Consider the following 25,589-nt stretch of genomic DNA (forward strand, 5'->3'; position numbering starts at 1 on the left):
ATGTTTGTGTCCGGGGGGGCATTTCTTTCTCCGGATTCTTATTCGTTTCAGTAGAAACAGTTTGTGTTTTCAATTAATTTGTTTGTGAAATGGAAATTAGGTGCACAAAAATATTCGTCATGTGCAATATTATTGTACCTTTGCGCCCGAAATAACTTAAAAAAGATTTAGATGAGAAAATTATTCTTGATTAGCATCGGGTTGCTAATCGTTTCAACTTCAACTTTTGCGGGAGGTCTCCTGACGAATACCAATCAGCACGTATTGTTTTTGAGAATGTTGGCTCGTGATGCTTCTACACAAATTGACGCGGTATATTCCAATCCGGCGGGTGTAGCTTTCATGGAAAACGGCTTTCACTTGTCACTCAACGGACAGAGTGCGTTCCAGACAAGAACTATCACTTCTACTTTCGCTCCGTTTGCAGGGTTTGGAGGAAACGCTACCAAAGTATATAAAGGAGAAGCTTCGGCTCCGTTCATTCCCAGTGTATTTGCAGTATATAAGAAGGATAAGTGGGCATTTTCGGGGAATTTTGCGGTAACCGGTGGTGGCGGTAAGGCTACTTTTAATGAAGGGCTGGGTTCATTTGAGTCATTGGTATCTGTAGTACCCGGCATGTTGGTAGCTGCGGGCAATGAAATGGTGGATAAAGGTGTTCTGCCGATTAACATTTTTAATGGAACCAATAAATACTCTGTTGACAGCTACATGCGTGGTAAGCAAATGATTTTTGGCCTTCAGCTGGGTGCCACATATAGAATCACAGATTACTTGTCTGCATTTGCCGGTGTGCGTATGAACTACGTAAGCAATGGTTACGAAGGACACATTCGTAACATTGAGGCTAACATCGGTGGTGGAGAAATGGTAAACGTGAATAAGTATTTCAGTGATTATGCCAAGCAGGCCAGAACAGCCGCAGATGCTTATCTGGCTGCAAATGATCTGGCTAATTATGCAAAATATGATGCCATTGCAAAAGAAGCAACCAAGGTTGCCGGACTGACGGCCGATAAAGAATTGGATTGTGACCAAACCGGTTGGGGAGTAACTCCTATTCTGGGTCTGGACTTTAAGATGAATAAATGGAACATCGGTGTGAAATACGAGTTTAACACCAAATTGAATGTAGAGAACAAGACCCGTATAGATAATACAGGACTGTTTGCGAATGGGGTAAATACTCCGCATGACATTCCGGCTCTGCTGACAGTAGGTGTTTCTTATGAAATTCTTCCTGTACTTCGTGCTTCAGTTGGCTATCATCATTTCTTCGATACCAATGCACGTATGGCCGATGCTAAAGATCCTGTGACCGGTCAGACTATGGGCAAACAGCATTTCATCAAACAGGGTACCAACGAGTATCTGGGAGGTATCGAATGGGATGTGTGTAAATGGGCTCAGGTAAGTGCCGGTATGCAACGTACCAAATATGGTGTGGGTGATAATTATCAGAGTGATATGAGTTTTGCAGTCAGCTCTTATTCATACGGTTTCGGTGCCGGATTCGATATTGCGAAGAACCTGAAATTGAATGTCGCTTATTTCTGGACCGATTACGATAAATATACAAAAGAGACTCCTAACTATGGGGGTACCGGAATCGCCGGAAAAGATGTCTTCACCCGTACCAACAAAGTGTTCGGTATCGGTCTCGACTATAAGTTCTGATGCAACCCTTATAGGCTAATCTTTATTTATATAAACCTCAAAAAGGGATCGGATAGACTAAATTATCCGGTCCCTTTTTTTGATATACTGCTTAATTAAATTTATCTTTGTTTTTCTAATCCCGCAAGATATGAAAAACACATTTATTCTTTTCCTCGTTGCTCTGAGCTTTGTTTGCAGCTCTTGTAATCGGACTCCCTCTGTGGAAGAGCCCGATGTTCTGAAAGTAGAGTTGAAGGAAACTCCTGTTTCTGTTTCCGATTTCTTTTCTAAAGTTGAAGTGATTCCGTTGGAAACTTCGGACAGTTGTCTGCTGGCCAGAATCTTGAGAGTACGGGTTTCCGGGGATACTACTTATATATTGACTCAGGATTATCCCACCTTCAGGCATATCACGTTGATGGCTTTTGACAAGAAGGGGAACTACCTTCGTTCTATCGGGCGAGTAGGACAGGGTCCCGGTGAATATTCACAGGTTTATGATGCCGTTATCAGTGAGCAGCGGAACCGGGTATATATGTTATCTCCTTTCGGATCGATGTATACCTATCGTTTGGATGGTTCGTTTATAGACAGAAAGATATTGCCGCAGAAAATGAACTTTCAGGAGATTGGACTGACTCCGGATGGCGATCTGCTGACGTGGTCGGCGCAGAACAAGGATGACGGGGCTTGTATCATGCGGTTGGATGCCGATTCGGCGAAGTTGATCAATGAGTTCTGGTCCGATGATTTCTGGTTGAACTGGGCTTGTAGGGATATGTTCTATTCCTATCAGGGCAAAGCTTACTTTGCTCCCGCTTTTTATGAAGAGGTCTACGAACTTACGAGCGATAGCTTCCGTGTAGCCTATCGCTGGGATATGGGAGAACAGAATATAAATATAGCACAATATCATTTCAATTCGAATCCGGACACACGCAGGGAGGAGGACAGGCGGCTGAACGAATATCGTGAAACCGGTAAAATAGCCTTTAATTTCACCAATCAGTACCAAAACGGAAAGTACTATTATGCTCAATTGCTCAGCTTGGCATCCAAGCCCAAATGGAAATACACAAATCTTTTTTATCGCAAAAAGGATGGAGCTGTCTTCTATTTTGAGAAGACACGAGAGGGTATCCGAATCGATCCGGAAGTGTTAACCGAGGATTTTATGCTTTGCATCGTTCCGACAGAAGAGCTGGAGAATTATAAGAGTATCCTTCCCGAGGAAGAATATCGGGTGCTGAGTAAAAGGGTGGAAGATGATAATCCCTGTGTGGTGAAATTTTATTTTTAGCCCCATCTCCGTAGGGTAACAACAGAGACGGGGCAGGGTTCGTCCTTAGACTTTTTTTACGTTAGAGTTCGGAGAGATTTATAAAAAGTTAGAACGAATATTGTACCAATGCATTCATACGGTTGGCATGGCGGGTATTGCTGCTGAAGTCTGTGCGCCAGCCCCTTAGATATTCGGCACCTACCTGCAAGTTGCTGGTTACATTCCAGAACAGGTTGGCTACCAGGTATTGGCCTTTCCGGTACATATCGGGCTCGTCGCTCGGATAGGTATGTTCCGAGTAAAGACGTGACAGACTGTAAGTGCCCGATACAAAGACGTTTTTGCTGATGTTATATTGCAGCCCGGCGAACCATCCCAACATGGGGAGCGTCTGCATACGTCCTTCTTTCTCCGGGTTGGGAACGATATCCACATTCAGGTTACTCAAATCATTCAGATATTGTCCGATTCCTTTTCCGTAATTCACCTGTCCGTATACCTGCCATTTCGGAGTTACGTTGAAGGAAGTCGAAGCCTGAAGGCCGTATCCGGCTTTTGAATGTGCCTTGTTGTCCACAGAACTCGAGTAAGTCATGCTGCGTACGATAGCAGCCAGTTTCAAGTGGCTGTTGGCATTCCAGTTATACTGTGCTGAAGCGGTAAAGTCCGGCATACGCTGGGTGTTGATGGTAAGATACTGGTTCGTGGTACCGTCTACCGAAGGCATTTCGACACCGACGCCGAATTTCCAATTTTTCAGTTTGTCACACATGTAGCTCAATTGGGTGGTACGATAGAAAGCTGAGCCGTTAGGGCCGGCGAAGTCGATGGTGGGCGGTAGGGCGGCCAGGTCCATAAAGTTACCATAACTGTATCCCAGGGTAAAGCCGAGGAAGGTGGCATAAGCATTTTGCAGTTCGAAGGTTTTTCCGTCTCCACGGAAGTTTGCAGCGGTGTAAACAACGAAATCCCCTAAACGTTTGGTATGTCCCACCAGCTTCAGGAAGAGGGTGGAAGTGCTGATATCCATCTGGAACTGGTTGCGGGCACGGTCGGCAGAACCTTTGTTGGGGATCAGTGCCGGATAGAAATCCACATCCTTCACAATACCTCCGAAGTCATATTCGGCAGTTGCCCGGACATATCCACCAATACCCAGTGCGAATTTTCCTTGTCGGTCGGTCAGTACAAAGCGTGGAGCCTTCGGTTCGTGGAAACGCGGGAGGCGTGTTTCGTTCATTATCCGGATAATCTCGTCTCCGGCTTTGTTTGTCGATACAAACATCACGGAGTTCGGTTCTTCATCTTCGATGATTACTTTTTTCTGGGCATGTGCCGCTACAGGCAAGAGTCCCAGTCCGAGTAGCATAGCTACAGATCTAAAAAATGTTTTCATTATAAGTTAAGTTTTAGGTGAATTGCCCTATTGAACAACTTAAATGGGAAATGGTTGAGGGGGCGAGGGAAAAATCGCCAAATTATGCGGAAGAATTGCTATAGCATAGACCGTTTAAAATGCGAATCTTTGCATATTCGATAATTAGAAAGGAAAAAGAGCAATGGAAAAGATGAATATTACCCATAAGATAGTGGCTATGCAGCCCGAACTGGAGCATTTTGCGTATAAATTGACTGCCGACAGGGAGTCGGCCAATGATCTGGTACAGGATTGTCTGTTGAAGGCATTGGACAACAAAGAGAAATTTGTGCATACCCAGAATTTCAAGGGATGGATGTACACCATCATGCGCAATATCTTTATCAATAATTACCGTAAGTCATTGCGCGAAGTAGACATGACCGACTCTACTTATAATCTCTATGCGCAAACCATGACGGAAGGCGAGGAGGGGAACCGGTTTGAGACGATCTACGACCTGAAGGAGCTCTACAAAGTGATCAATGCCGTTCCCGAAGACCTGAAGAAGCCTTTTATGATGTTCGTGGCCGGGTTCAAGTATCGTGAGATAGCCGAGAAGATGGATTTACCGGTAGGGACTATCAAGAGCCGTCTGTTCCTGATCCGTAAAAGATTGCAGCAGGATTTGAAAGATTTCTCGTAAAGGATAACGGTTTAGGCACGTTAAGTGATCATTGTATGATGTCCTATTCTGACGGGGCATTACATTATATGTTATTCCGATAACAATATATGTAATGCCCCGTTACATATATTGTTATTTTGTCGATTAAAAAAGAATTGTTACCTTTGCCGCCCGAAAACGTATGATGCCGTGAATAACGGTCGTGTATTCTAGAACACCACGTAAAAAACAGGAATTATGAAAGAAAAAGTATCCGTACCCTTCATGTTGCTCGGCATTCTGTTCAATGTTTGCCTGATTGCAGCCAATCTTCTTGAAACCAAAGTTATTCAGGTAGGCAGTATCACTGTTACTGCCGGATTATTGGTATTTCCCATCTCTTACATTATCAACGACTGTATAGCCGAAGTATGGGGGTTCAAAAAAGCCCGTTTGATTATCTGGAGTGGCTTTGCCATGAACTTCTTTGTAGTAGCCCTCGGACTGATCGCCGTGGCATTGCCGGCGGCCCCTTTCTGGGAAGGCGAACAGCATTTTGATTTTGTATTCGGCATGGCCCCCCGTATCGTAGTAGCCAGTCTGCTGGCTTTTCTGGTCGGTTCGTTCCTCAATGCCTACGTCATGAGTAAAATGAAAGTGGCCAGTGGCGGACGTAACTTTTCCGCCCGTGCCATTTGGTCGACGGTGGTGGGAGAAACTGCCGACTCACTGATTTTCTTCCCCATAGCATTCGGAGGGCTGATTGCCTGGCCGGAACTGCTGGTGATGATGGGTACTCAAATCGTACTGAAGTCTCTCTACGAAGTGATTATTCTTCCGATTACCATCCGTGTCGTGAAAGCCGTTAAGCGAATTGACGGAAGCGATGTCTACGATACGGACATCTCCTACAATGTACTGAAGGTAAAGGATATCTGATAGGAGAATTTAAAACAACATTTTCAAGAATATAAATGATGAAAAATGATTCAGCAGTAGTCCTGTTCAGTGGTGGACAGGATTCGACAACGTGTCTCTTCTGGGCGAAGAAACACTTTAAGAAAGTATATGCGCTCAGTTTCCTGTACGGGCAGAAGCATGCACACGAAGTGGAGTTGGCCCGGGGAATAGCCGAAAGGGCAGGAGTGGAATTTCATGTAATGGATACCTCTTTTATCGGAAGCCTTGGCAGCAATTCATTGACAGATACCAGTATCTCGATGGACGAAGACAAGCCCAAAGATTCATTTCCGAATACTTTTGTGCCGGGACGCAACCTGTTTTTCCTGAGCATTGCCGCTGTCTTTGCCCGTGAGCAGGGAGCTTTCCATCTGGTTACGGGAGTTTCACAGACCGATTATAGCGGTTATCCCGATTGCCGGGATTCGTTCATCAAGTCGCTGAATGTCACCTTGAACCTGGCGATGGATGAACAGTTCGTCATTCACACTCCGTTGATGTGGATCGATAAAGCCGAAACCTGGGCGCTGGCGGACGAACTCGGTGTGTTCGATCTTGTGCGGAACGAGACACTGACCTGTTACAACGGGATTCCCGCCGACGGATGCGGACATTGTCCGGCATGTAAGTTACGCAAGCAGGGACTGGAAGAGTATTTAAGTAAAAGAAACCGTTAATTATTAATAGATTATGACCGAATTGAAAGAGCAGCTTTCTTTGTTGGGAAGAAAGACCGAATATAAGCAGGATTATGCTCCCGAGGTATTGGAAGCCTTCGATAACAAACATCCTGAGAATGATTACTGGGTACGTTTCAACTGTCCGGAGTTTACCAGCCTATGCCCCATAACCGGACAGCCGGATTTTGCGGAAATACGTATCAGCTACCTGCCCGATGTGAAGATGGTGGAGAGTAAGAGCCTCAAACTTTATCTGTTCAGTTTCCGCAATCACGGTGCCTTTCACGAAGACTGCGTAAACATAATCATGAAAGATCTGATCCGCCTGATGGATCCTAAATACATTGAAGTGACCGGCATCTTCACCCCTCGTGGCGGCATTTCGATTTATCCGTATGCCAATTACGGTCGTCCGGGGACGAAATACGAAGAGATGGCAACCCACCGGTTGATGAATCATGAATAGGGGATGACCCTATTCATGGTGATAGGGTCCGCCGTTCAGTATGGTCATGGCCCTGTATATCTGTTCTACAAAGATCAGGCGGATCATCTGGTGCGAAAAAGTCATTTTCGACATGGATATCTTTTCGTGTGCCGCGTCATATACCTTTTGTGAAAAGCCATAAGGTCCTCCTATAATAAATACCAGGCGTTTGTTGACGTTTACCAACTTTTTCTCCATCCAGCGGGCAAACTCCACCGACCGCATCTCTTTTCCGTGTTCGTCCAGCAACACAACCACGTCTCCCGGCTGAAGGGCTTTGGCTATCAGTTCGCCTTCCTTCTCTTTCTGTTGCTCGGGTGTCAGGCTTTTCGTATTTTTCAATTCTGGAATCACCTCCATATCGAAAGAAATGAAGTGTTTGGTACGCTCTATGTAATCGTTGATTGCAGTGATATAATGCTGCTCTACAGTCCGTCCTACGACGATAAGGGTTGTTTTCATTCAAGTGCAAACTCTTGTTTATTGCACAAAAATAAGAAAAAAATATTGTTTTTAGCATTAAATACTTACCTTTGCGTATCGATAATACTTGTGATTATGAAAAAACGGGTACTTTTATGGATGGCCGGACTCGTATTCGCTGTAACTTCGCTCTTCGCACAGGACATACCGGTGGGCGTGGTCGTTGCGTTTAAGAAAGGAAACTCCCAAGAGCTGAACAGGTATTTGGGAGAGAAGGTGAATCTGGTGATTCAGAATCACTCGGAGAGTGTAGACAGGCAGGCAGCTGAAGGAACACTTGCCGCTTTTTTCAGTAGCAATAAGGTCAGTGGTTTTAATGTAAACCATGAAGGTAAGCGGGATGAATCGAGTTTTATTATCGGTACCCTGACCACTGCCAACGGCAATTTCCGGATAAACTGCTTCTTCCGCAGAGTACAGAACAAATATTTAATAAATCAAATAAGAATAGATAAAACCAATGAATGAGTTAATAGACAGACTGATCGATCTGGCCTTTGCCGAAGACATAGGTGATGGCGACCACACAACACTTTCCTGTATTCCCGCCACTGCAATGGGAAAATCGAAACTTTTAATCAAAGAAGCAGGCGTGTTGGCCGGCATCGAAATTGCCAAAGAAATATTCCACCGTTTCGACCCGACGATGAAAGTCGAGGTATTTATTAACGATGGTGCCGAAGTGAAACCGGGTGATGTGGCAATGATTGTGGAAGGTAAGATTCAGTCTCTGCTCCAGACAGAACGTCTGATGCTGAACGTGATGCAGCGCATGAGCGGTATTGCCACTATGACACGCAAATACGTGAAGCAGTTGGAAGGCACGAAAACACGTGTGCTGGATACCCGCAAGACTACTCCCGGACTCCGTATGCTTGAAAAAGCGGCGGTAAAGATTGGCGGCGGCGTGAATCACCGTATCGGACTTTTCGATATGATTCTCTTGAAAGACAATCATGTGGACTTTGCCGGTGGCATTGACAAAGCTATCAACCGTGCCAAAGAGTATTGCAAGGAGAAAGGAAAAGATCTCAAGATCGAAATCGAGGTGCGCAACTTCGATGAACTCCGGCAAGTATTGAGCATCGGCGGAGTAGACCGCATCATGCTCGATAACTTTACTCCCGAAAATACAAAGAAGGCTGTTGAGATGATCGGCGGAAAGTATGAAACCGAATCGTCGGGCGGCATCACGTTCGATACGCTTCGCGACTATGCCGAGTGTGGTGTAGACTTTATTTCAGTTGGTGCCCTTACCCATTCGGTGAAAGGACTCGATATGAGTTTCAAGGCATGCTGATTTCCAAACGATGAATGATCTTTAACAAGTAATGATGAACGGTGGACAATTTGTGCGTTGAGGCTGCAAGTTGTTCATCGTTTATTCTTTGAAGAAAACACTTCATCGCAGATCACATTCATCGTTCACGGTCGATCGTTTGAGGACCTTGATCGTTAAAACGATTATTTTAACTTCTTTTTTCATTTTCGTTTGCAGCATTCGCTGCATCCTTGCGTCTAATAGACAAACGACGCAGACATACGTTCGATTTTAAAAAGGCAATTGACATTGGAAAACGAGATAGAACTGATAAAGGGCTGTCGGGCAGGAAAGGATTCGGCTCGGAAGGAACTTTATACCCTATACTCGAGGCAAATGCTGGCGGTATGTTTCCGCTATACGGGCGATATGGAAGCGGCGCACGATGTACTGCATGACGGTTTCATCAAAATATTCACCAACTTTTCGTTTCGTGGCGAGGCTTCTCTCGGAACGTGGGTGACCCGGGTGATGGTGACTCAGGCACTGGATTACCTGCGAAGGCAAAAGCGGGTTAGTCAGTTGGAGGTACACGAGGAACAGCTACCTGACATCCCCGACCTTCCGGAAGGAGGGGAGGCAGGGCGAATTTCCGAAGAACAGTTGATGAAGTTTGTCGCAGATCTGCCCGATGGGTGCCGGACGGTTTTCAACCTTTATGTGTTTGAAGAGAAGTCGCACAAAGAGATAGCCGATATGCTGGGTATCAAAGAGCATTCATCCACTTCGCAGTTGCACCGGGCCAAGTTTTTATTAGCAAAAAGGATTAAAGAATATAGAAACCATGAAGAAAGAAAATGATGAAATAACCGATCTGTTCCGTTCCCGTCTGGGAAATGCCGAAATGACCGTGCGGGACGGTTTCTGGGAAGAACTGAATTCTGAGATGATGGTGCGCAGCCATCACCGGAAAGTAGTTTTCTTTCGTGTAGCGGCAGCAGCTTCCGTACTGCTGGTATTGGCTGCTTCGTCGGCTGCTTTCTGGTTCTTCTCTCCGAAAGCGGAGATAGAAGAAGCTTTTACCCAAGTGGCGGTTGTCAGCGGAAATACAACACATCTGGATGGAGACGTGGTGAAACAGGATTTTACCCCTATGCGCTCCGAACCGGTTTTGGGTAAACCGGCTCCCAAGCGTTCCGGTGTTTTGGCACAATCATCGGGAGAGGAAGATGATTCGGTATCGGTTACAGTCTCCATGTCATTCAGTTTCTCTTCTACGACTACACGCAGGAGACAAAATAATTATCCGGACAAAAGTTATTGGCAAGCTGGTGGAGAAGGTGGGGCTTTGGCAAGTTCTGCTGATGGACCCCGGCCGGACGATCACACAGTTGTGGCGGACAAATCGAGGACATGGGCTGTGAAAGCTGCTGTGGGTACCGCTTTGCCTGCCGCTAACGGTAAGTACAAGATGCCCGTAACTGCCGGACTGACGGTAGAGAAAAAAATAAATAAACATTTAGCTGTCGAAACCGGTTTATTGTATTCAAACCTGCGTGCCGAACAGAATCTGCATTATCTGGGAATTCCCGTAAAACTGAATGTGATGCTGGCGGAAACTCCCAAATTTGATCTATATGCTTCGGTAGGCGGAGTTGCAGATAAGTGCATAGCGGGAGCGCCGGATAACAGTTTTAAGAATGAACCTGTGCAGCTGGCTCTGACTGCGGGCGTAGGAATGAATTATAAGATTAATGATAAACTGGCTTTATTTGCCGAACCGGGAGTAACGCACCATTTCAAGACAGACTCCAAACTGGAAACAGTACGTTCGGCGAGGCCTACGAATTTTAACCTGATTTGCGGTCTGCGTATGACCTATTAACCATTTAGTACGGATGTTATGAAAAAAACATTTTTAATGCTGCTCACACTTGTTCTGTCATTGCTTACTTGCGTAAGTTGCAGCGAAGAGACATTAGATTACAACAACCCCGATGTAGACCTTTTCGTAAGGCAACTCAAAGCGGGAAATTATAATACCAAGAGTCCGAAGGGCTTTGTAGAAGTACCTAAATTTACGGAGAAGGATATTCCGACATTGCTCAATTATGCCGAAGATCTGACTTTGATCACTTCTTTTCCGCTGCCGCCGGTGTCTGCTTATTATAGTGGCAAGGTCCGCTTGGGTGAATGTATGTTGTGGGTTGTGGAAACCATCCGGTTAGGTCATTATGCTTCGTTTGGCTGCAAAATGGTGAGAGCCAATGCCGAGAACTATGAAGGTATCTATTTCCTGACTGATGAAGAGTTGCTCGATGCTGCTGCCCGATACCGTCGCTGGTGGGAAAACAGACAGTATCCTCGTACGGCATGGACCATCGACGCATGCTTTGACGAGCCCCTTTGCGGAAGCGGATACCGTTGGTGGTAAAAAATTAAATCAGATGAAACGTATTGTCTTTCTGATGCTGTCTTTAGGGATGGCAGTGACCCTTCATGCCCAATGGACCGCGAAAGATTCGGTGAATCTGCAGCGCATCCTGAATGGCAAAGAGGATATTAAGCTGAATATGGATGCTGTGAAACAGATTGATTTCAACAGTTCGCCGACTGTTCCTAAAATGTCGAAGGAACGGCCCGGTCTGAGATTGGATGAAACGCTTCCGCAGGTACTTGAAAAGAAGAAGGTGGTGCTGACCCTCCGTCCCTATACGGCCAATACCAAATATAATTGGGATCCTATTTATCAAAAGAAGATTCGGGTAGATGCCGATACATGGAGGGGAGATCCGTTTGTCGAGTTGTATCAGACGGTTCCTTCCAACTGGGCTAAGAATGTATATGATAAAGGTATACGCAGTTCATACGAAGAGATACGTTCCAGTGGATTGAGGCATAATCTGTTTGGCGAACGTGCCAATGGAATGATGGTGCCTACGCAGAGCATGGTACATACCTCTGCCATGAAACTTGGAAAAAGCGGCGTGACCGTGAATGGAGGTACGATTGGCGGACTTGATTTAATGACCATTTTTACAAAGGACTTCTGGGACAAGAAGGGACGCAACCGGAGATCGCGCACGTTGGAGGTGCTGAAGGCTTATGGCGATTCAACAACAGTGCTGCTTCCTGAACCGATTGTGCACTGAATTTGTTAAAAGATAAACAAAGACATCCTTGTTCCTTTTTCAAAAAACGATATAACTATGAACAGAATTTCTTCTCTTTTCGGTATTCAGTATCCCATTATTCAGGGAGGTATGGTGTGGTGTAGCGGCTGGAAACTTGCTTCGGCTGTCAGTAATGCCGGTGGTCTGGGACTGATAGGCTCCGGTTCGATGTATCCCGACGTTTTGCGTGAACATATTCGTAAATGCCGGGCGGCTACCGACAAACCTTTCGGGGTAAATATTCCGTTGATGTACCCACAGATAGAGGAAATCATGAACATCGTGGTGGAGGAAGGCGTCAAAATCGTATTTACCTCCGCCGGAAATCCGAAAACGTGGACCGGATGGCTGAAAGAGCGCGGCATCACAGTGGCACATGTCGTTTCTTCCTCCAAATTTGCCATGAAATGTGAAGAGGCGGGAGTCGATGCCATAGTGGCTGAAGGATTTGAAGCCGGCGGACATAACGGGCGGGAAGAGACTACAACTCTTTGCCTGATTCCGGCAGTGCGTGAAGCCACCACTTTACCTTTGATTGCAGCCGGAGGCATTGGTACGGGAGAGGCGATTTTTGCCCTGATGGCGTTGGGAGCCGAAGGAGTTCAGATGGGCACCCGCTTTGCTTTGACGGATGAAAGTTCGGCAAGCGACATTTTTAAAGAGTATTGCTTGCGGCTGAACGAAGGCGATACCAAATTATTGCTCAAAAAACTCGCACCGACCCGGCTTGTGACCAATTCGTTTCGTGATAGGGTAGAGTCCGCTGAAGGACGGGGGGCTTCTGCCGAGGAACTTCGTGAACTGTTGGGTAGAGGTCGTGCCAAGAAAGGAATCTTTGAAGGAGACCTGGAGGAAGGAGAACTCGAGATAGGACAGGTTGCTGCCCTGTTCCGCCGTAGACAAAGTGTGGACGAAGTGATGAAAGAACTTTTAGAAGGATACCGGAGGGCTTCGGACAAGATACGTTCTGCCGGGCTATAAACAGTGCCGGGAGAAGCACTGCGGATTTCACCACGGGGTAATCACAGGGTAGAATAATGACGCTTAACCCTCTGTTACTCCGTGGTGAAACTCTTTTATTCTAAGTTCAATTGCTCGTATTTCAGGCCGAATACATCGGCTATCGCTCGATATACCACTTTCCCTTCTACCACATTCAGACCTAAAGCCAGCGCCGGATCTTCCTTGCATGCCTTTCTCCATCCTTTGTTTGCCAATGCTATGACATAGGGCAGAGTGGCGTTGGTCAATGCCAATGTAGAGGTGTAAGGCACTGCCCCCGGAATATTGGCTACAGCATAATGTACGATTCCATCGACTACATACGTCGGTTCGCTATGAGTTGTGGGATGCGAAGTCTCGAAACATCCTCCCTGGTCGATGGCTACATCTACCAATACCGTACCCGGTTGCATCATTTTCAGCATATCACGGGTGATCAGGTGCGGAGCCTTGTCTCCCGGAATCAGTACCGAACCTACTACAAGATCCACGTCCGGCAACTCTTTTTTCAGCCTCACTTCCGAGGCATATAGTGTTTTTACATTTTTCGGTAACGTCTCGCTCAGGTAGCGAAGACGGCTCAGGTTGATGTCTGCAATTGTGACATCGGCTCCCAATCCGGCTGCCATCTGGGCCGCATTACTACCTACGATCCCTCCACCCAGGATTAACACTTTTGCCGGCTTTACCCCCGGTACACCACCCGGCAAAATGCCTTTTCCACCTTGTGGCTTTTCCAGAAAACGGGCACCTTCCTGTATGGCCATGCGTCCTGCTACTTCACTCATAGGTATCAGCAGCGGGAGAGAATGGTCGGCTTTTTCCACTGTTTCGTAAGCCAGGCAGACCGAGCCGTTCTCTATCATGGCAAGAGTCAACTCTCTATCGGAAGCGAAATGGAAATAAGTGAACAACAACTGTCCTTTGCGGATCAGTCTGTACTCCGGTGCGATAGGTTCTTTTACTTTTACTATCATCTGGGCCATAGCGTATGTCTCTTCCATGGTGGGCAGTATTTGTGCTCCTACGGCTGTATATGCCTCGTCCTGAAAACCACTGTTCTCTCCTGCGGTGTGCTGTATGTATACAGTATGCCCGCGTTTCACTAACTCGGCGACTCCCGAGGGCGTCATGCCCACACGGTTCTCGTTGTTCTTAATCTCCTTAGGTACTCCGATAATCATAACGTTCTCTATTAAGGGTTAAACATGGCACAATGTAGGAAAATTCTGCTTACGTTGTTATCCATGTAGGGATGTTTTACAGCAGAATGATAGTAGGGTGGCGGATAGGAATAAAATCCACCCTTCTGTTTTCTAATATGGCAGGAATGATGTATTTTTGCAAAGATTCCATTTTTAAGCAAACTACATGAAACAGTATATAGTTGCCTTGATGCTTGCCTGCAGCATTCAGGGACATTCACAAGATGTGAAGCAGGCTACTTTTGTTCCTCCATTTGACTTTACACTGACTCTGAGCGGCAACTTCGGAGAAATCCGGGCTAACCATTTTCATGGAGGGCTCGATTTCAAGACTCAGGGTGTCATTGGCAAACCGGTACGTGCGCTCGCCGACGGATATATTTCCCGTATTCGCGTCACCAATGGGTCGGGACATGTACTCGATGTGGTGTATAACAACGGTTATACGACAATCAACCGGCACTTGAGCGGTTTCATGCCCGATATTGCCCGGAGAGTGGAGAAACTGCAATATGAAAAAGAAGATTGGGAAGTCGAGATTGTTCCCGAGCCGGGTGAATATCCGGTGAAGGCCGGGCAGCAAATAGCCTGGAGCGGTAATACCGGTTATTCATTCGGTCCGCATCTGCATCTGGATGTGATGGAGACCGCTACCGGTGAATCGATTGATCCGATGCCCTTTTTCAAGTCGAAAATAAAAGATAACACTGCTCCCCGGGCAGAAGGAATCATGCTGTTTCCACAGCCGGGAAGTGGGGTAGTGGGAGGGAGCCCGGAACGGCAGAGCTTCCCGATAAACACAGCGCGTCCCATCGAGGCATGGGGGGTGATCGGGTCGGGCATCAAGGCCTACGATTATATGGATGGTGTGCACAACCGTTATGGAGTGCATACCGTTGTGCTTAGAGTGGACGGTACGGAAGTGTTCCGCAGTGTGGTCGACCGTTTTTCACAGGATGAAAACCGGATGATAAACTCTTGGACCTGCGGACAATATATGAAGTCGTTTATTGATCCGGGCAATACGCTCCGCATGCTTCGGGCTTCGAACGACAACCGGGGACTGATCACCATTGATGAAGAGCGGGATTATAAGTTTGAATACGAATTGAAGGATGCTTTCGGCAATACTTCCCGCTACCGTTTTACGGTGCGTGGAAAGAGACAGCCGATTCAGCCGCTCGGGCATCGGGAGAAATATTTTTTTGCCTGGGATAAGACGAACTTTCTGCAAGAACCCGGATTGACCCTTACCGTTCCCCGGGGAATGTTATACGATAATGTGCCTCTCAACTACGAAGTGCATTCCGATAGTGGGGCGATAGCCTATACTTATCAGTTGAATGACGAGAAAGTGCCGTTGCACGGGGAATGTGAGTTGCGTATTGGTCTCCGACGTCAGCCGGTTGCCGACAGCACCAAGTATTATGTGGCACGTGTCACTCCCAAAGGAAGTATGTACAGTGTCGGAGGTACTTACGAGGATGGATTTATGAAGACCCGAATCCGTGAATTGGGAACTTATACGGTTGCTGTAGACACAGTGCCCCCCGAAATTACCCCGGTAGGTAAGAATACCTGGGGCCGTAATGGGAAGGTCGTTTACAGGTTGAAGGACAAAGAAACCGGCATCCGTGCCTATCGTGGAACTATCGATGGAAAATTTGCCTTGTTCGGACGTCCCAACTTGACCAAATCCCATTGGGAGTGTAAGCTCGATCCTAAGCATGTCAAAAAAGGGGTACGTCACACCGTAGTAATGACTACGACAGACGATTGCGGAAACGAAACAACGGTTCGAGACACCTTTGTCTGGTAGCTTTCCGGATAAAGACAGAATAAAGACAATGTATTAATAATTTATTATATGAAAAGAATCTTTCTCTTTGCCGCTCTTCTGACTGCGGCAGTGGCGGAAACCTTCGCCTGTACTAACTTAATTGTCGGCAAGAATGCATCTACTGACGGTTCAACCATCGTTTCCTATTCGGCCGACTCGTACGGACTCTTTGGCGAGCTGTATCACTATCCGGCAGCCACATATCCCAAAGGCACCATGATGGATATTCACGAATGGGATACCGGCAAGTATCTGGGACAGATCGAACAGGCACGCCAGACTTATAATGTAATCGGTAATATGAACGAGTTTCAGGTAACCATCGGTGAGACGACTTTTGGAGGCCGTCCCGAATTGGTGGATACGTTGGGAATTATCGATTACGGAAGCCTGATTTACGTGGGTTTGCAACGTTCGCGTACTGCCCGTGAAGCCATCAAGGTGATGACTGAACTGGTGCAGGAATACGGATATTACAGCAGTGGCGAGTCGTTCACCATTGCCGATCCCAATGAAATATGGATTATGGAGATGATAGGTAAAGGTCCCGGCATCCGGGGAGCCGTATGGGTAGCTGTCCGAGTGCCGGACGACTGCATTTCGGCACATGCCAACCAGTCGCGCATCCATCAGTTCGATATGGCTGACAAGGCCAACTGCATGTATTCTAATGACGTTATTTCTTTTGCCCGCGAAAAAGGATATTTCAGCGGTGTGAACAAAGACTTCAGCTTTGCCGATGCTTATGCACCGCTCGATTTCGGTGCCCGCCGTTTCTGTGAAGCCCGTGTGTGGAGCTACTTCAATATGTTTACCGACCAAGGTGAAGCCTATCTGCCTTATATCCAAGGAAAGACCAATGACCCTATGCCTCTGTTCGTAAAGCCGAAACGCAAACTCTCCGTTCAGGATGTAAAGAATGCCATGCGCGACCATTATGAAGGAACTGCCCTCGACATCAGCAATGATTTTGGTGCCGGGCCTTATAAAACACCTTACCGTCTCTCTCCGCTGACTTTCAAGGTAGGCGACCAGGAGTATTTCAATGAGCGTCCCATCTCTACACAACAGAGCGGTTTCGTTTTTGTGGCTCAGATGCGTGCCAATCTTCCCGATGCTGTAGGCGGTGTGCTTTGGTTTGGTACGGATGATGCCAACATGACTGTTTTCACTCCCGTATATTGTTGTACTACCAAAGCTCCGGTATGCTATACGCGTGTAGACGGTGCCGATTACATCACCTTCTCCTGGAACTCCGCTTTTTGGATTTTCAACTGGGTGGCCAACATGGTATATCCCCGCTACGATTTGATGATCGGCGATGTACGTGCTACGCAGAACGAACTTGAAACCACCTTCAACGAGGCACAGGAAGGTATTGAAGCAGTTGCTGTTAAGTTGTACGAGAAGAATCCGGAAACGGCTGTGAAGTTTCTGACCAACTATACCGACATGACAGCGCAAAGCACTTTCGATACTTGGAAACGTTTGGGCGAATTTATCATTGTGAAGTACAATGATGGTGTCATCCGTAAGATGAAGGACGGCAAGTTCGAGCGTAATGCCATTGGTCAACCTGCAGGCGTGGTACGTCCGGGCTATTCAAAGGAATTCCTCGAAGAGTATGTGAAGCAAACAGGAGAACGCTATAAGGTAACCGAATAATCGCTTCCAAAGAGTTTTCTGACTAAAAGATAGGAATTTCAAACTTATTCTTTTACATTTGTATTTTAAATAAACTAATTATTAATCTCTAAAATATAGATAGAACCATGGGGAATGAAGAACTAATCAAACAGGTGACTGAGAAAGCCGAAAAGTGGCTGACCCCGGCGTATGATGCCGAAACTCAGGCTGAAGTGAAACGCATGCTGGAGAACGAAGATAAGACAGAATTGATCGAGGCCTTTTACAAAGATCTCGAGTTTGGTACGGGCGGACTCCGTGGGATCATGGGCGTAGGTACCAATCGTATGAACATCTATACTGTCGGAGCTGCTACCCAGGGACTCTCTAACTATCTGAACGCAAACTTTAAAGATATGAAACAGATTTCGGTTGTAGTCGGATACGATTGTCGTAACAACAGTTCTCTGTTTGCCAAGATCTCTGCGGATATTTTCTCGGCCAATGGCATTAAGGTATATTTGTTCGAAGAGATGCGTCCCACTCCGGAGATGTCTTTTGCCATCCGTCATCTCGGTTGCCAGAGCGGCATTATCCTGACTGCTTCACACAACCCGAAAGAATACAACGGTTATAAGGCTTATTGGGACGACGGTGCGCAAGTACTGGCTCCGCACGATAAGGGCATTATCGATGAAGTGAATAAGATTGCTTCTGCTGCCGATATCAAGTTCCAAGGTAACCCGGATCTGATTCAGATCATCGGAGAAGATGTCGATAAGATATATCTGGATATGGTGAAGACTGTTTCTATCGATCCTGAAGCGATCGCCCGCCATAAAGATATGAAGATTGTATACACTCCGATCCACGGTACAGGCATGATGCTGATTCCGCGTGCACTGAAGATGTGGGGATTCGAGAACGTATATACCGTGCCCGAGCAGATGATTAAGGACGGTAACTTCCCGACAGTTGTCTCTCCGAATCCGGAGAATGCGGAAGCTTTGACGATGGCTCTTAATCTGGCTAAAGAAATTGATGCCGACCTTGTAATGGCTTCCGACCCGGATGCCGACCGCGTAGGTATCGCTTGTAAGAACGATAAAGGCGAATGGGTATTGATTAATGGTAACCAGACTTGTCTGATGTATCTTTATTACATCATCACTCAATATAACAAACTGGGCAAAATGACCGGTAATGAATTTTGTGTGAAAACTATCGTTACTACCGAACTGATCAAGAAGATTGCCGATAAGAATCACATTGAGATGCTCGATTGCTACACCGGTTTCAAATGGATTGCCCGTGAAATTCGTTTGCGTGAAGGCAAGAAGAAATACATCGGCGGTGGTGAAGAAAGCTATGGCTTCCTGGCTGAGGACTTTGTTCGTGATAAAGACGCTGTTTCTGCTTGCTGCCTGATTGCCGAAGTGGCTGCTTGGGCCAAGGATAACGGAAAGACTCTGTATCAGTTGCTGATGGACATCTACGTTGAATATGGATTCTCTAAGGAATTTACTGTAAACGTTGTGAAACCGGGTAAGAGCGGTGCGGAAGAGATTAAAGCCATGATGGAGAATTTCCGTGCTAACCCTCCGAAAGAGTTGGGTGGTTCGAAAGTGGTTCTGTCGAAAGATTACAAGACTCTGAAACAAACCGACGCAGCGGGCCATGTGACTGACATCGATATGCCGGAACCATCGAATGTACTGCAATATTTCACAGAAGACGGTGGAAAAGTATCTGTTCGTCCGTCAGGAACGGAGCCGAAGATCAAATTCTATATCGAAGTGAAAGGTGAGATGGGATGCCGCAACTGTTTTGCTACTGCCGATGCAGAAGCTACTGAAAAAGTAGAAGCAGTGAAGAAGTCACTGGGTATTTAAAGGAGCTATTTTAAATACTCTTTTGACGGATACTTAGCATCGTATAAATGTATCCATAATATTATTGGAATGCCTTGTCCTTCATTGGATGGGGCATTTCTTTTGGGACTATTCTCTAAAAAGCCGAGGACTTGTGCAGTGCCTTCCACTCGGACAATGTCTCCTATCCGCGTGCTGATTTTTCCCGTTTCTACAATGATAGGGAGAGTGACAGGGAAACGATCACTGTCGTTTTCCTGGATAAATAGTTCTCAGGACCTGGCGAGAACTTATTTTTTCCATCGAATGCAAACCGACAGTCAATTACTTGGGTACTGTCATAGAGGGATGTGCTGTGAATTGTTTTTTAATTATACTTTCTTCTTTGTATTTTATTTATTCGGCTGAAGTTCTATTTCTATATTTTTACGGTACTTTTAGTCGTAGTCCAAAGGTCTTTAACTTAGAGATATTGCCTGAGACACTTATATAACTTTGCGACTTGAGGTGCTGATATATTCATAACATTACTTTAGAATATGAACTCTTATTTGCACTTTATCCTTGATGCTGAATCAGTCTAGGTTCAGAAGATCTATTAGAATATAACTAATAGAAGTATGGCCTTCTCCGTCAGTGAGTATAAATCTGTTTTTTCACGAGTATGTATCCTCCATCCTAAAAAAGTGGTTAATGTGTTGATAGTATATAAGTAAAGTTTTTTTGCAAATTATAAATGATAATTAGCCATTTTACTATCATAATATATAATATTATATATTAAAATCCTTTTAAATGTTCTTTGTTTAATAATTAATTTGTGACCTTCGCACGTCAAAGATACACAACGAAATGAAGAAGTCTTGTGCGATGTTTATGAAAATATTTTTAGAACCTTTTAATCCTATGTAATGCATATTAAGACTAATCCGAAAGATAAAATATCTTTTAATCAGCTATATAATGATTATCAGACACGTTTTTTGAATTTTGCTAATACCTATGTCAGAGATTGGGATGTAGCGGAAGATATAACAACAGAGGCGTTAATTTATTATTGGGAAAACAGAAATACTTTATCTGAAGTATCCAATATTCCTGCATATATACTTACCATCATAAAAAACAAAAGTCTTAATTATCTTCGTCATTTGCAGATACGGGAAGAACATTCTGAAAATATTAGAAAATATATTGAGTGGGAACTCAATGCACGTATCGTTTCTTTAGATGCTTGCGAACCTTATGAACTTTTAGTCAAAGAGATGCAAGAGCTGATTCAGCAAACTTTGGATAAACTGCCGGAGCGTACACGCAAAATATTTATTTTAAGCCGTTATGAAAACAAATCGTATAAGGAGATTGCTGCTCTAATGAATATGACAACCAAAGGTGTAGACTTTCATATTTGTAAAGCTTTAAAGGCATTACAGATTAACCTAAAAGATTATTTTCCATTATTTCTTTATTTTTTGATGAAATTTCACTAGGATACCTTTCCCATGAAGTGCCTTATACATAAAGGGACATTAATACATTGTCATGGACAAAGATTTACTATATAATTTTTATAAAGGAAAGGTTTCCATGGAAGAAGGACAAAGGGTCAAGGCTTGGGTAGAAGCATCAGACGAAAACGAGCGCGCTTTCTATAGGGAACGTAAAATTTTTGATGCCTTGATGCTTAATAATCCGCTTCCGGTAAAGAAAACCTCTTTTTTCAATTTTACACATTATAAAAAAATAGAGTGGCTGAAAATTGCCATGGCTGTAATATTAACATTTCTGCTTAGTTATTTCTATCAGGAGTATAAAGCCGGTCTGGATTCAGTGGCAATGAGTACGATTTCTGTTCCTGAAGGACAAAGAACCAATGTCACATTACCCGATGGTAGTAATGTTTGGTTAAATGCATGTACAACGATACAATATCCGACTTCTTTTAACAGCCGGGAGCGTTTCGTTATACTAAAAGGAGAAGCTTATTTTGATGTGAAAAAGAATAAAAGCAGACCGTTTATAGTGCACACAGATGCTTATAGCATCGAAGTATTAGGTACGAAGTTTAATGTGGATGCATATCCGGAAACAGAAAAATTTGAAACTACATTGATGCATGGCAGTGTTAAGGTCACTTTGAAAGCAGATTCATCGCAAACAGTAATATTAAAGCCTGATCATAAATTGTCATTAGAAAAAGGACGGTTTGTAATGACTAAAGTGGAAGATTATAATCCTTATCGATGGAAAGAAGGGCTTATCTGTTTCTCTGACGAATCTTTTCCTAATATTATGAAAGACTTTGAAAAGTATTACGGAGTGAAAATAGTGATAGAGAATAAAAATGTATTGCAGATTAATTTTACGGGGAAATTCAGACAAACCGACGGAATAGATTATGCGCTTCGTATCTTACAAAAAAATATAGATTTCCAATATGAGAAAGATAATGAAAAACAAATTATCTATATAAAATAAAGTATTAATTCTTAAAAGCGAAATGCCTATGAAAAATGATCTAAGTTAACCTATTGAGAATGCCGATAGGTGTTCCCGCACCTACCGGCATAAGAAATCAACACAATTTTTTATTAAAAATGTATCAATTTAAAATCTATACAAAGGTATGAAAAATAACACTTTGTCGGGGTCATATTACCCTAAAAATCCCCAAATAAAACATTTTTTTAGAATTATGAGAATTACATTGTTCCTATTGATGGCATGTGTTTTTTCTTTATATGCCGGAAATTCCTATTCTCAAAATACAAGAGTTAGTTTTGCCGTGGATAATGTAGGACTCAATAAGGTCCTAGAGGAGATAGAGAGTCAGACGGATTATCTTTTTATTTATAATAGTCAGATAAATGTAAATAAGCTAGTTACTATTAAGGCAAATAAGCAGACGGTTTCAAAGGTATTGGATCAAATATTACAGAACACTGGTATTGAATATAAATTGGAAGGCTCGCATATTATATTAGAAAAAAAAGTAGAAGAAGTTCACAATAGCTCGTCCGCCGTTCAGCAACAGCAAACTAAAAAGATAACCGGAAAAGTTGTCGATAAGACAGGAGAGGCTATTATTGGAGCGAATGTCAAAATACAAGGTACAGATAAAGGAACTATTACTGATCTCGATGGTAATTTTATCTTGGAGGTTGCTCCAAAGGATGTGCTTGCTATCAGTTACATAGGCTATTTGGATACGAAAGTTCCCATGACCGGGCAAAAACAGATCCATGTGGTGTTGTCTGAGGATAATAAAATGTTGGACGAAGTCGTTGTAATTGGTTATGGTACTACTTCTACACGCAAGATGGCGTCTGCTGTTACAGCCGTGAAAGGTGAGAAACTACAGGACTTGCCATTTAATAGTGTAGCAGCTTCACTGGCCGGACGTGCAACAGGTGTTATTGTACAATCATCAGGTGGTGAACCGGGATCTGCCCCTTCCATCTCGATCCGTGGCGGTGGCGCACCTGTCTATGTCATAGATGGTGTTATTTCCGATGCTTGGGATTTCAATACGTTGAATCCGAATGATATCGAAAGCCTTTCAATTCTAAAGGATGCAGCATCTCTGGCTGTTTATGGTTCACGGGCTGCCAATGGTATCGTGATGGTGAAAACCAAACAGGGAGGTAAGGGAAAGACAGCGGTGAATTATACGTTTAATGCTGAATTCAGCCAACCTACCAAATTACTGAAAAAGACTCGTGGTTATGACTATGCTTACAACCAAATGCTTGCCGGTATCAATGATGGTTTGGACGAGGCAGATTTACCTTTTAATCAGGAAGTATTGGATATCATTAAAAATCAGTCAGATCCTTATACATCCGGACACGCCGATACAGATTGGCTGGGAGAAGGATTGAAAACTGTTGCTCCTCAATACAAGCATACGGTATCATTGAGTGGAAGTGGCAATAAGGTGAATTACTATATTTCTCTGGGTATGCTCAATCAAGGTAGTATCTATACTTCGAATGCATTGAACTATGACCGTTATACAGTTCGCAGTAATGTTAACACGACTTTTGATAAGATTGGTTTGAAGGTCAGCCTGAATCTGAACGGAGCTTATGAAAAAAAGGAATACCCCTCTTTCTCAGCGGCAAAGATCTGGGAAGATCTTTATAACCAGTCTCCGCTGAATCCGGCTTACAATAAGGATGGTACTTATGCCGCAGTTACCGACCATCCGTTGGCGGAAATGGACAAGCGTTCGGGATATAACAGGAACTATGGCAAATTCATAAATACCCAAGTGGCTGCAGACTGGACATTGCCTTGGTTAAAGGAGTTAACCTTGGGTGCTATGTTCAACTATCGTCTGAACGACTCACATGTGAAGAAATTCAGTACCAAGGCTCCTCAGTATTACGCAGATGGAGCTGTATATCCAATAGGTAAACCGACATTGAATGAAGAAGGCTATTGGGGAGAGTCCTACAATTTCGAAGTAAGTGCCGCTTATGTGAAAACTTTTGCCGAAAAGCATACGATTGATGCTAAATTCGTTTATAATGTTGCAGAAAATACTGGATGGAATTTTAATGCATATCGTGGGGAATACTTATCTACGGTTGTGGACCAGCTATTTGCCGGTGCAGCAGATACGCAGCAGAATGGCGGCAATTCGGATGAAGGAGGACGTATGGGATTGGTAGGCCGTTTGAAATATGACTTTATGAATCGGTATATCGTGGAAGGTAGTTTCCGTTACGATGGATCGGATAACTTCACTCCAGGACATCGTTGGGGATTCTTCCCCTCCGGAGCGGTGGCGTGGGCCATCAGTGAAGAACCTTTCTTCAAAGAGTGGGATCAACATGTATTCGATTTGCTCAAGCTACGCGCTTCTTATGGACAGACCGGTACGGAAAATGGAGTAAATCGTTTCGGCTATCTTTCTACCTATAGTCTGGATGAGAAAAAAATAGTGATCGGGGGAAAACTGCAATCAGGATTTAGTGAAGGGGCTTTGGTGTCTCCGGAACTGCTGAGCTGGTATCAGGTGAATTCCTTTAACCTGGGATTGGATATGGCTTTCTTCAACAATCGCTTGAAAGGTACCTTTGATTATTTCTATTACGTAACCAAAGGTGGTTTGATGAGTCCGGGAGACCGTTATACAACTCCTTTGGGTAAACCTTTACCACAAATAAAATCGAATAGCGAACAACGTCGCGAAGGTGTGGAGTTGACAATGCGCTGGTCAGATACGACTCCGCGTAAATTCACTTATGAAGTAGGGTTCAATATGACCTACTTTAATAGCCTGTGGAAAGTGAAAGCGGATGAAGCATTATCTGACTTGATGAATCCTTACAAACGTCAAACACATCAGACCGATTACTATGGGTTGGGATACATAGATACAGGACTTTATCAAAACAAAGAGGATATCCTGAACTCTCCCCGAAGATTGGGATCTACCCAAACTAAGCTCGGAGACATTGGTTATACGGATGTGAACGGTGATGGTAAAATAGACGGTGAAGACCAGGTACGTATCGGAAAGCCGACAATGCCTCACTTTACTTATGCCTTTGATTTTTCTTTGGGTTATGAAGGATTCACTTTGTCCGGTTTACTTTATGGGACAGGTGAACGCTACATGACTTTTGGCAATCGTTATCAGTCAGGTGAAGGAAAATACCTGTATTATGAAAACCAGTTGAATTATTGGAGACCGGACAATACAGGTGCGGATTTTCCTAGAATTTCGATCAGTTCCGGTGTAAACGGAAATAATAATAAGGCAGGATCGACTTTCTGGATGCGGAATGCATCATATCTTCGTCTGAAGGATTTGCAGTTGAGCTATGACTTTAAATATAAATACCTGAAAAAATGTGACTGGTTGCAGACGTGTCGTGTGAATCTGAGTGGTAGTAATCTTTTCACTATTTCAGGTGTTAGCAAATTTTTCGATCCGGAAACATCAAGTACCAGCGGCGACGGCTATCCTGTACAAAGAGTTTATTCAATTGGTGTAACAATAGGTTTTTAATAGGGAGGAATACA

General features: G+C 44.4%; 22 protein-coding genes. 19 read left to right on the plus strand and 3 right to left on the minus strand.

All coding sequences use genetic code 11. The features are described from left to right. Positions 1 to 171 precede the first annotated feature (171 nt). Positions 172 to 1,677, plus strand: a complete 1,506-nt coding sequence (locus BSHG_RS11075) for an OmpP1/FadL family transporter (protein WP_005795325.1) — start codon at positions 172 to 174, stop codon at positions 1,675 to 1,677. A gap of 130 nt (positions 1,678 to 1,807) precedes the next feature. Continuing rightward, positions 1,808 to 2,959: a 6-bladed beta-propeller gene (locus BSHG_RS11070; protein ID WP_005816589.1), complete on the plus strand. Its 1,152-nt coding sequence runs from the start codon at positions 1,808 to 1,810 to the stop codon at positions 2,957 to 2,959. An 88-nt stretch (positions 2,960 to 3,047) separates the two neighbouring features. Here BSHG_RS11070 and BSHG_RS11065 read toward each other — a convergent pair whose 3' ends face one another. Beyond that, positions 3,048 to 4,337 (minus strand): DcaP family trimeric outer membrane transporter, encoded by a 1,290-nt coding sequence (locus BSHG_RS11065; RefSeq protein ID WP_005786201.1) that lies wholly within the window; start codon positions 4,335 to 4,337, stop codon positions 3,048 to 3,050. A 163-nt stretch (positions 4,338 to 4,500) separates the two neighbouring features. On the opposite strand from BSHG_RS11065, the gene BSHG_RS11060 reads away from it, so the two are divergent. The 4 genes from BSHG_RS11060 (at position 4,501) to queF (ending at position 7,071) form a co-directional block, all read left to right on the plus strand. Further along, positions 4,501 to 5,004 (plus strand): RNA polymerase sigma factor, encoded by a 504-nt coding sequence (locus tag BSHG_RS11060; RefSeq protein ID WP_005786203.1) that lies wholly within the window; start codon positions 4,501 to 4,503, stop codon positions 5,002 to 5,004. Positions 5,005 to 5,223: 219 nt separating this feature from the next. Further along, a complete protein-coding gene (locus BSHG_RS11055) occupies positions 5,224 to 5,904 on the plus strand; it encodes a queuosine precursor transporter (protein ID WP_005786205.1) in 681 nt (226 codons plus the stop codon). A gap of 38 nt (positions 5,905 to 5,942) precedes the next feature. Beyond that, positions 5,943 to 6,602, plus strand: a complete 660-nt coding sequence (gene queC / locus BSHG_RS11050) for a 7-cyano-7-deazaguanine synthase QueC (RefSeq protein ID WP_005786207.1) — start codon at positions 5,943 to 5,945, stop codon at positions 6,600 to 6,602. Between the two features lie 13 nt (positions 6,603 to 6,615). Next, positions 6,616 to 7,071, plus strand: a complete 456-nt coding sequence (gene queF, locus BSHG_RS11045) for a preQ(1) synthase (protein ID WP_005786209.1) — start codon at positions 6,616 to 6,618, stop codon at positions 7,069 to 7,071. Positions 7,072 to 7,080: 9 nt separating this feature from the next. Here the strand turns inward: queF and rlmH are convergent, their stop codons facing one another. Beyond that, on the minus strand, positions 7,081 to 7,554 hold the full coding sequence (gene rlmH / locus BSHG_RS11040; protein ID WP_005786211.1) for a 23S rRNA (pseudouridine(1915)-N(3))-methyltransferase RlmH: 474 nt from the start codon (positions 7,552 to 7,554) through the stop codon (positions 7,081 to 7,083). Between the two features lie 96 nt (positions 7,555 to 7,650). Between rlmH and BSHG_RS11035 the strand changes: the two genes are divergently transcribed. The 7 genes from BSHG_RS11035 (at position 7,651) to BSHG_RS11005 (ending at position 12,990) form a co-directional block, all read left to right on the plus strand. Continuing rightward, the gene (locus tag BSHG_RS11035; protein WP_008659187.1) at positions 7,651 to 8,043 is read left to right on the plus strand and encodes a DUF4783 domain-containing protein; all 393 of its coding nucleotides are present in this window, start codon (positions 7,651 to 7,653) and stop codon (positions 8,041 to 8,043) included. After that, entirely contained in the window at positions 8,036 to 8,875 is an 840-nt protein-coding gene (gene nadC, locus BSHG_RS11030) for a carboxylating nicotinate-nucleotide diphosphorylase (protein ID WP_005786213.1), read from the plus strand. Before BSHG_RS11035 ends, nadC begins: the two co-directional genes overlap by 8 nt. Positions 8,876 to 9,145: 270 nt before the next feature. Then, positions 9,146 to 9,697 carry an RNA polymerase sigma factor gene (locus tag BSHG_RS11025; RefSeq protein ID WP_005786214.1) on the plus strand — a complete coding sequence of 184 codons (552 nt, stop codon included), beginning with the start codon at positions 9,146 to 9,148 and terminating at the stop codon, positions 9,695 to 9,697. Then, positions 9,681 to 10,721, plus strand: a complete 1,041-nt coding sequence (locus BSHG_RS11020; protein WP_008659189.1) for an outer membrane beta-barrel protein — start codon at positions 9,681 to 9,683, stop codon at positions 10,719 to 10,721. The genes BSHG_RS11025 and BSHG_RS11020 overlap by 17 nt, the downstream gene beginning before the upstream one ends. A gap of 36 nt (positions 10,722 to 10,757) precedes the next feature. Continuing rightward, positions 10,758 to 11,270, plus strand: coding sequence for a DUF4943 family protein (locus tag BSHG_RS11015; protein ID WP_005795312.1), 513 nt, complete (start codon positions 10,758 to 10,760; stop codon positions 11,268 to 11,270). 13 nt (positions 11,271 to 11,283) lie between these two features. Then, complete coding sequence (locus BSHG_RS11010; protein ID WP_005786220.1) at positions 11,284 to 11,988, plus strand: DUF4858 domain-containing protein; 705 nt, start codon at positions 11,284 to 11,286, stop codon at positions 11,986 to 11,988. A gap of 57 nt (positions 11,989 to 12,045) precedes the next feature. Beyond that, complete coding sequence (locus BSHG_RS11005) at positions 12,046 to 12,990, plus strand: NAD(P)H-dependent flavin oxidoreductase (protein ID WP_008659193.1); 945 nt, start codon at positions 12,046 to 12,048, stop codon at positions 12,988 to 12,990. 95 nt (positions 12,991 to 13,085) lie between these two features. Here BSHG_RS11005 and ald read toward each other — a convergent pair whose 3' ends face one another. Further along, a complete protein-coding gene (gene ald / locus BSHG_RS11000) occupies positions 13,086 to 14,195 on the minus strand; it encodes an alanine dehydrogenase (RefSeq protein WP_005795308.1) in 1,110 nt (369 codons plus the stop codon). Between the two features lie 187 nt (positions 14,196 to 14,382). On the opposite strand from ald, the gene BSHG_RS10995 reads away from it, so the two are divergent. The 6 genes from BSHG_RS10995 to BSHG_RS10970 all read left to right on the plus strand — a co-directional run bounded on the left by BSHG_RS10995 (position 14,383) and on the right by BSHG_RS10970 (position 25,575). After that, positions 14,383 to 16,035: a M23 family metallopeptidase gene (locus tag BSHG_RS10995; protein WP_008659194.1), complete on the plus strand. Its 1,653-nt coding sequence runs from the start codon at positions 14,383 to 14,385 to the stop codon at positions 16,033 to 16,035. 48 nt (positions 16,036 to 16,083) lie between these two features. Beyond that, positions 16,084 to 17,721: a C69 family dipeptidase gene (locus tag BSHG_RS10990; protein WP_008659196.1), complete on the plus strand. Its 1,638-nt coding sequence runs from the start codon at positions 16,084 to 16,086 to the stop codon at positions 17,719 to 17,721. Between the two features lie 107 nt (positions 17,722 to 17,828). Then, the gene (locus BSHG_RS10985; RefSeq protein ID WP_005786230.1) at positions 17,829 to 19,574 is read left to right on the plus strand and encodes a phospho-sugar mutase; all 1,746 of its coding nucleotides are present in this window, start codon (positions 17,829 to 17,831) and stop codon (positions 19,572 to 19,574) included. An 890-nt stretch (positions 19,575 to 20,464) separates the two neighbouring features. After that, positions 20,465 to 21,043 carry an RNA polymerase sigma-70 factor gene (locus tag BSHG_RS10980; protein ID WP_005795301.1) on the plus strand — a complete coding sequence of 193 codons (579 nt, stop codon included), beginning with the start codon at positions 20,465 to 20,467 and terminating at the stop codon, positions 21,041 to 21,043. Between the two features lie 52 nt (positions 21,044 to 21,095). Continuing rightward, on the plus strand, positions 21,096 to 22,031 hold the full coding sequence (locus BSHG_RS10975) for a FecR family protein (protein ID WP_032497378.1): 936 nt from the start codon (positions 21,096 to 21,098) through the stop codon (positions 22,029 to 22,031). 148 nt (positions 22,032 to 22,179) lie between these two features. Next, positions 22,180 to 25,575, plus strand: a complete 3,396-nt coding sequence (locus tag BSHG_RS10970) for a TonB-dependent receptor (RefSeq protein WP_008659202.1) — start codon at positions 22,180 to 22,182, stop codon at positions 25,573 to 25,575. Positions 25,576 to 25,589 lie beyond the last annotated feature (14 nt).

The organism is Bacteroides sp. 3_2_5, assembly GCF_000159855.2.
GTDB classification, from domain to species: Bacteria; Bacteroidota; Bacteroidia; order Bacteroidales; family Bacteroidaceae; genus Bacteroides; species Bacteroides fragilis.

Bases quoted from the DNA above. Each gene is read 5' to 3' on its own strand.
- BSHG_RS11075 (WP_005795325.1), top strand. From the start codon at position 172: ATGAGAAAATTATTCTTGATTAGCATCGGGTTGCTAATCGTTTCAACT.
- BSHG_RS11070 (WP_005816589.1), top strand. From the start codon at position 1,808: ATGAAAAACACATTTATTCTTTTCCTCGTTGCTCTGAGCTTTGTTTGC.
- BSHG_RS11065 (WP_005786201.1), bottom strand. From the start codon at position 4,337: ATGAAAACATTTTTTAGATCTGTAGCTATGCTACTCGGACTGGGACTC.
- BSHG_RS11060 (WP_005786203.1), top strand. From the start codon at position 4,501: ATGGAAAAGATGAATATTACCCATAAGATAGTGGCTATGCAGCCCGAA.
- BSHG_RS11055 (WP_005786205.1), top strand. From the start codon at position 5,224: ATGAAAGAAAAAGTATCCGTACCCTTCATGTTGCTCGGCATTCTGTTC.
- queC (WP_005786207.1), top strand. From the start codon at position 5,943: ATGAAAAATGATTCAGCAGTAGTCCTGTTCAGTGGTGGACAGGATTCG.
- queF (WP_005786209.1), top strand. From the start codon at position 6,616: ATGACCGAATTGAAAGAGCAGCTTTCTTTGTTGGGAAGAAAGACCGAA.
- rlmH (WP_005786211.1), bottom strand. From the start codon at position 7,554: ATGAAAACAACCCTTATCGTCGTAGGACGGACTGTAGAGCAGCATTAT.
- BSHG_RS11035 (WP_008659187.1), top strand. From the start codon at position 7,651: ATGAAAAAACGGGTACTTTTATGGATGGCCGGACTCGTATTCGCTGTA.
- nadC (WP_005786213.1), top strand. From the start codon at position 8,036: ATGAATGAGTTAATAGACAGACTGATCGATCTGGCCTTTGCCGAAGAC.
- BSHG_RS11020 (WP_008659189.1), top strand. From the start codon at position 9,681: ATGAAGAAAGAAAATGATGAAATAACCGATCTGTTCCGTTCCCGTCTG.
- BSHG_RS11015 (WP_005795312.1), top strand. From the start codon at position 10,758: ATGCTGCTCACACTTGTTCTGTCATTGCTTACTTGCGTAAGTTGCAGC.
- BSHG_RS11010 (WP_005786220.1), top strand. From the start codon at position 11,284: ATGAAACGTATTGTCTTTCTGATGCTGTCTTTAGGGATGGCAGTGACC.
- BSHG_RS11005 (WP_008659193.1), top strand. From the start codon at position 12,046: ATGAACAGAATTTCTTCTCTTTTCGGTATTCAGTATCCCATTATTCAG.
- ald (WP_005795308.1), bottom strand. From the start codon at position 14,195: ATGATTATCGGAGTACCTAAGGAGATTAAGAACAACGAGAACCGTGTG.
- BSHG_RS10995 (WP_008659194.1), top strand. From the start codon at position 14,383: ATGAAACAGTATATAGTTGCCTTGATGCTTGCCTGCAGCATTCAGGGA.
- BSHG_RS10990 (WP_008659196.1), top strand. From the start codon at position 16,084: ATGAAAAGAATCTTTCTCTTTGCCGCTCTTCTGACTGCGGCAGTGGCG.
- BSHG_RS10985 (WP_005786230.1), top strand. From the start codon at position 17,829: ATGGGGAATGAAGAACTAATCAAACAGGTGACTGAGAAAGCCGAAAAG.
- BSHG_RS10980 (WP_005795301.1), top strand. From the start codon at position 20,465: ATGCATATTAAGACTAATCCGAAAGATAAAATATCTTTTAATCAGCTA.
- BSHG_RS10975 (WP_032497378.1), top strand. From the start codon at position 21,096: ATGGACAAAGATTTACTATATAATTTTTATAAAGGAAAGGTTTCCATG.
- BSHG_RS10970 (WP_008659202.1), top strand. From the start codon at position 22,180: ATGAAAAATAACACTTTGTCGGGGTCATATTACCCTAAAAATCCCCAA.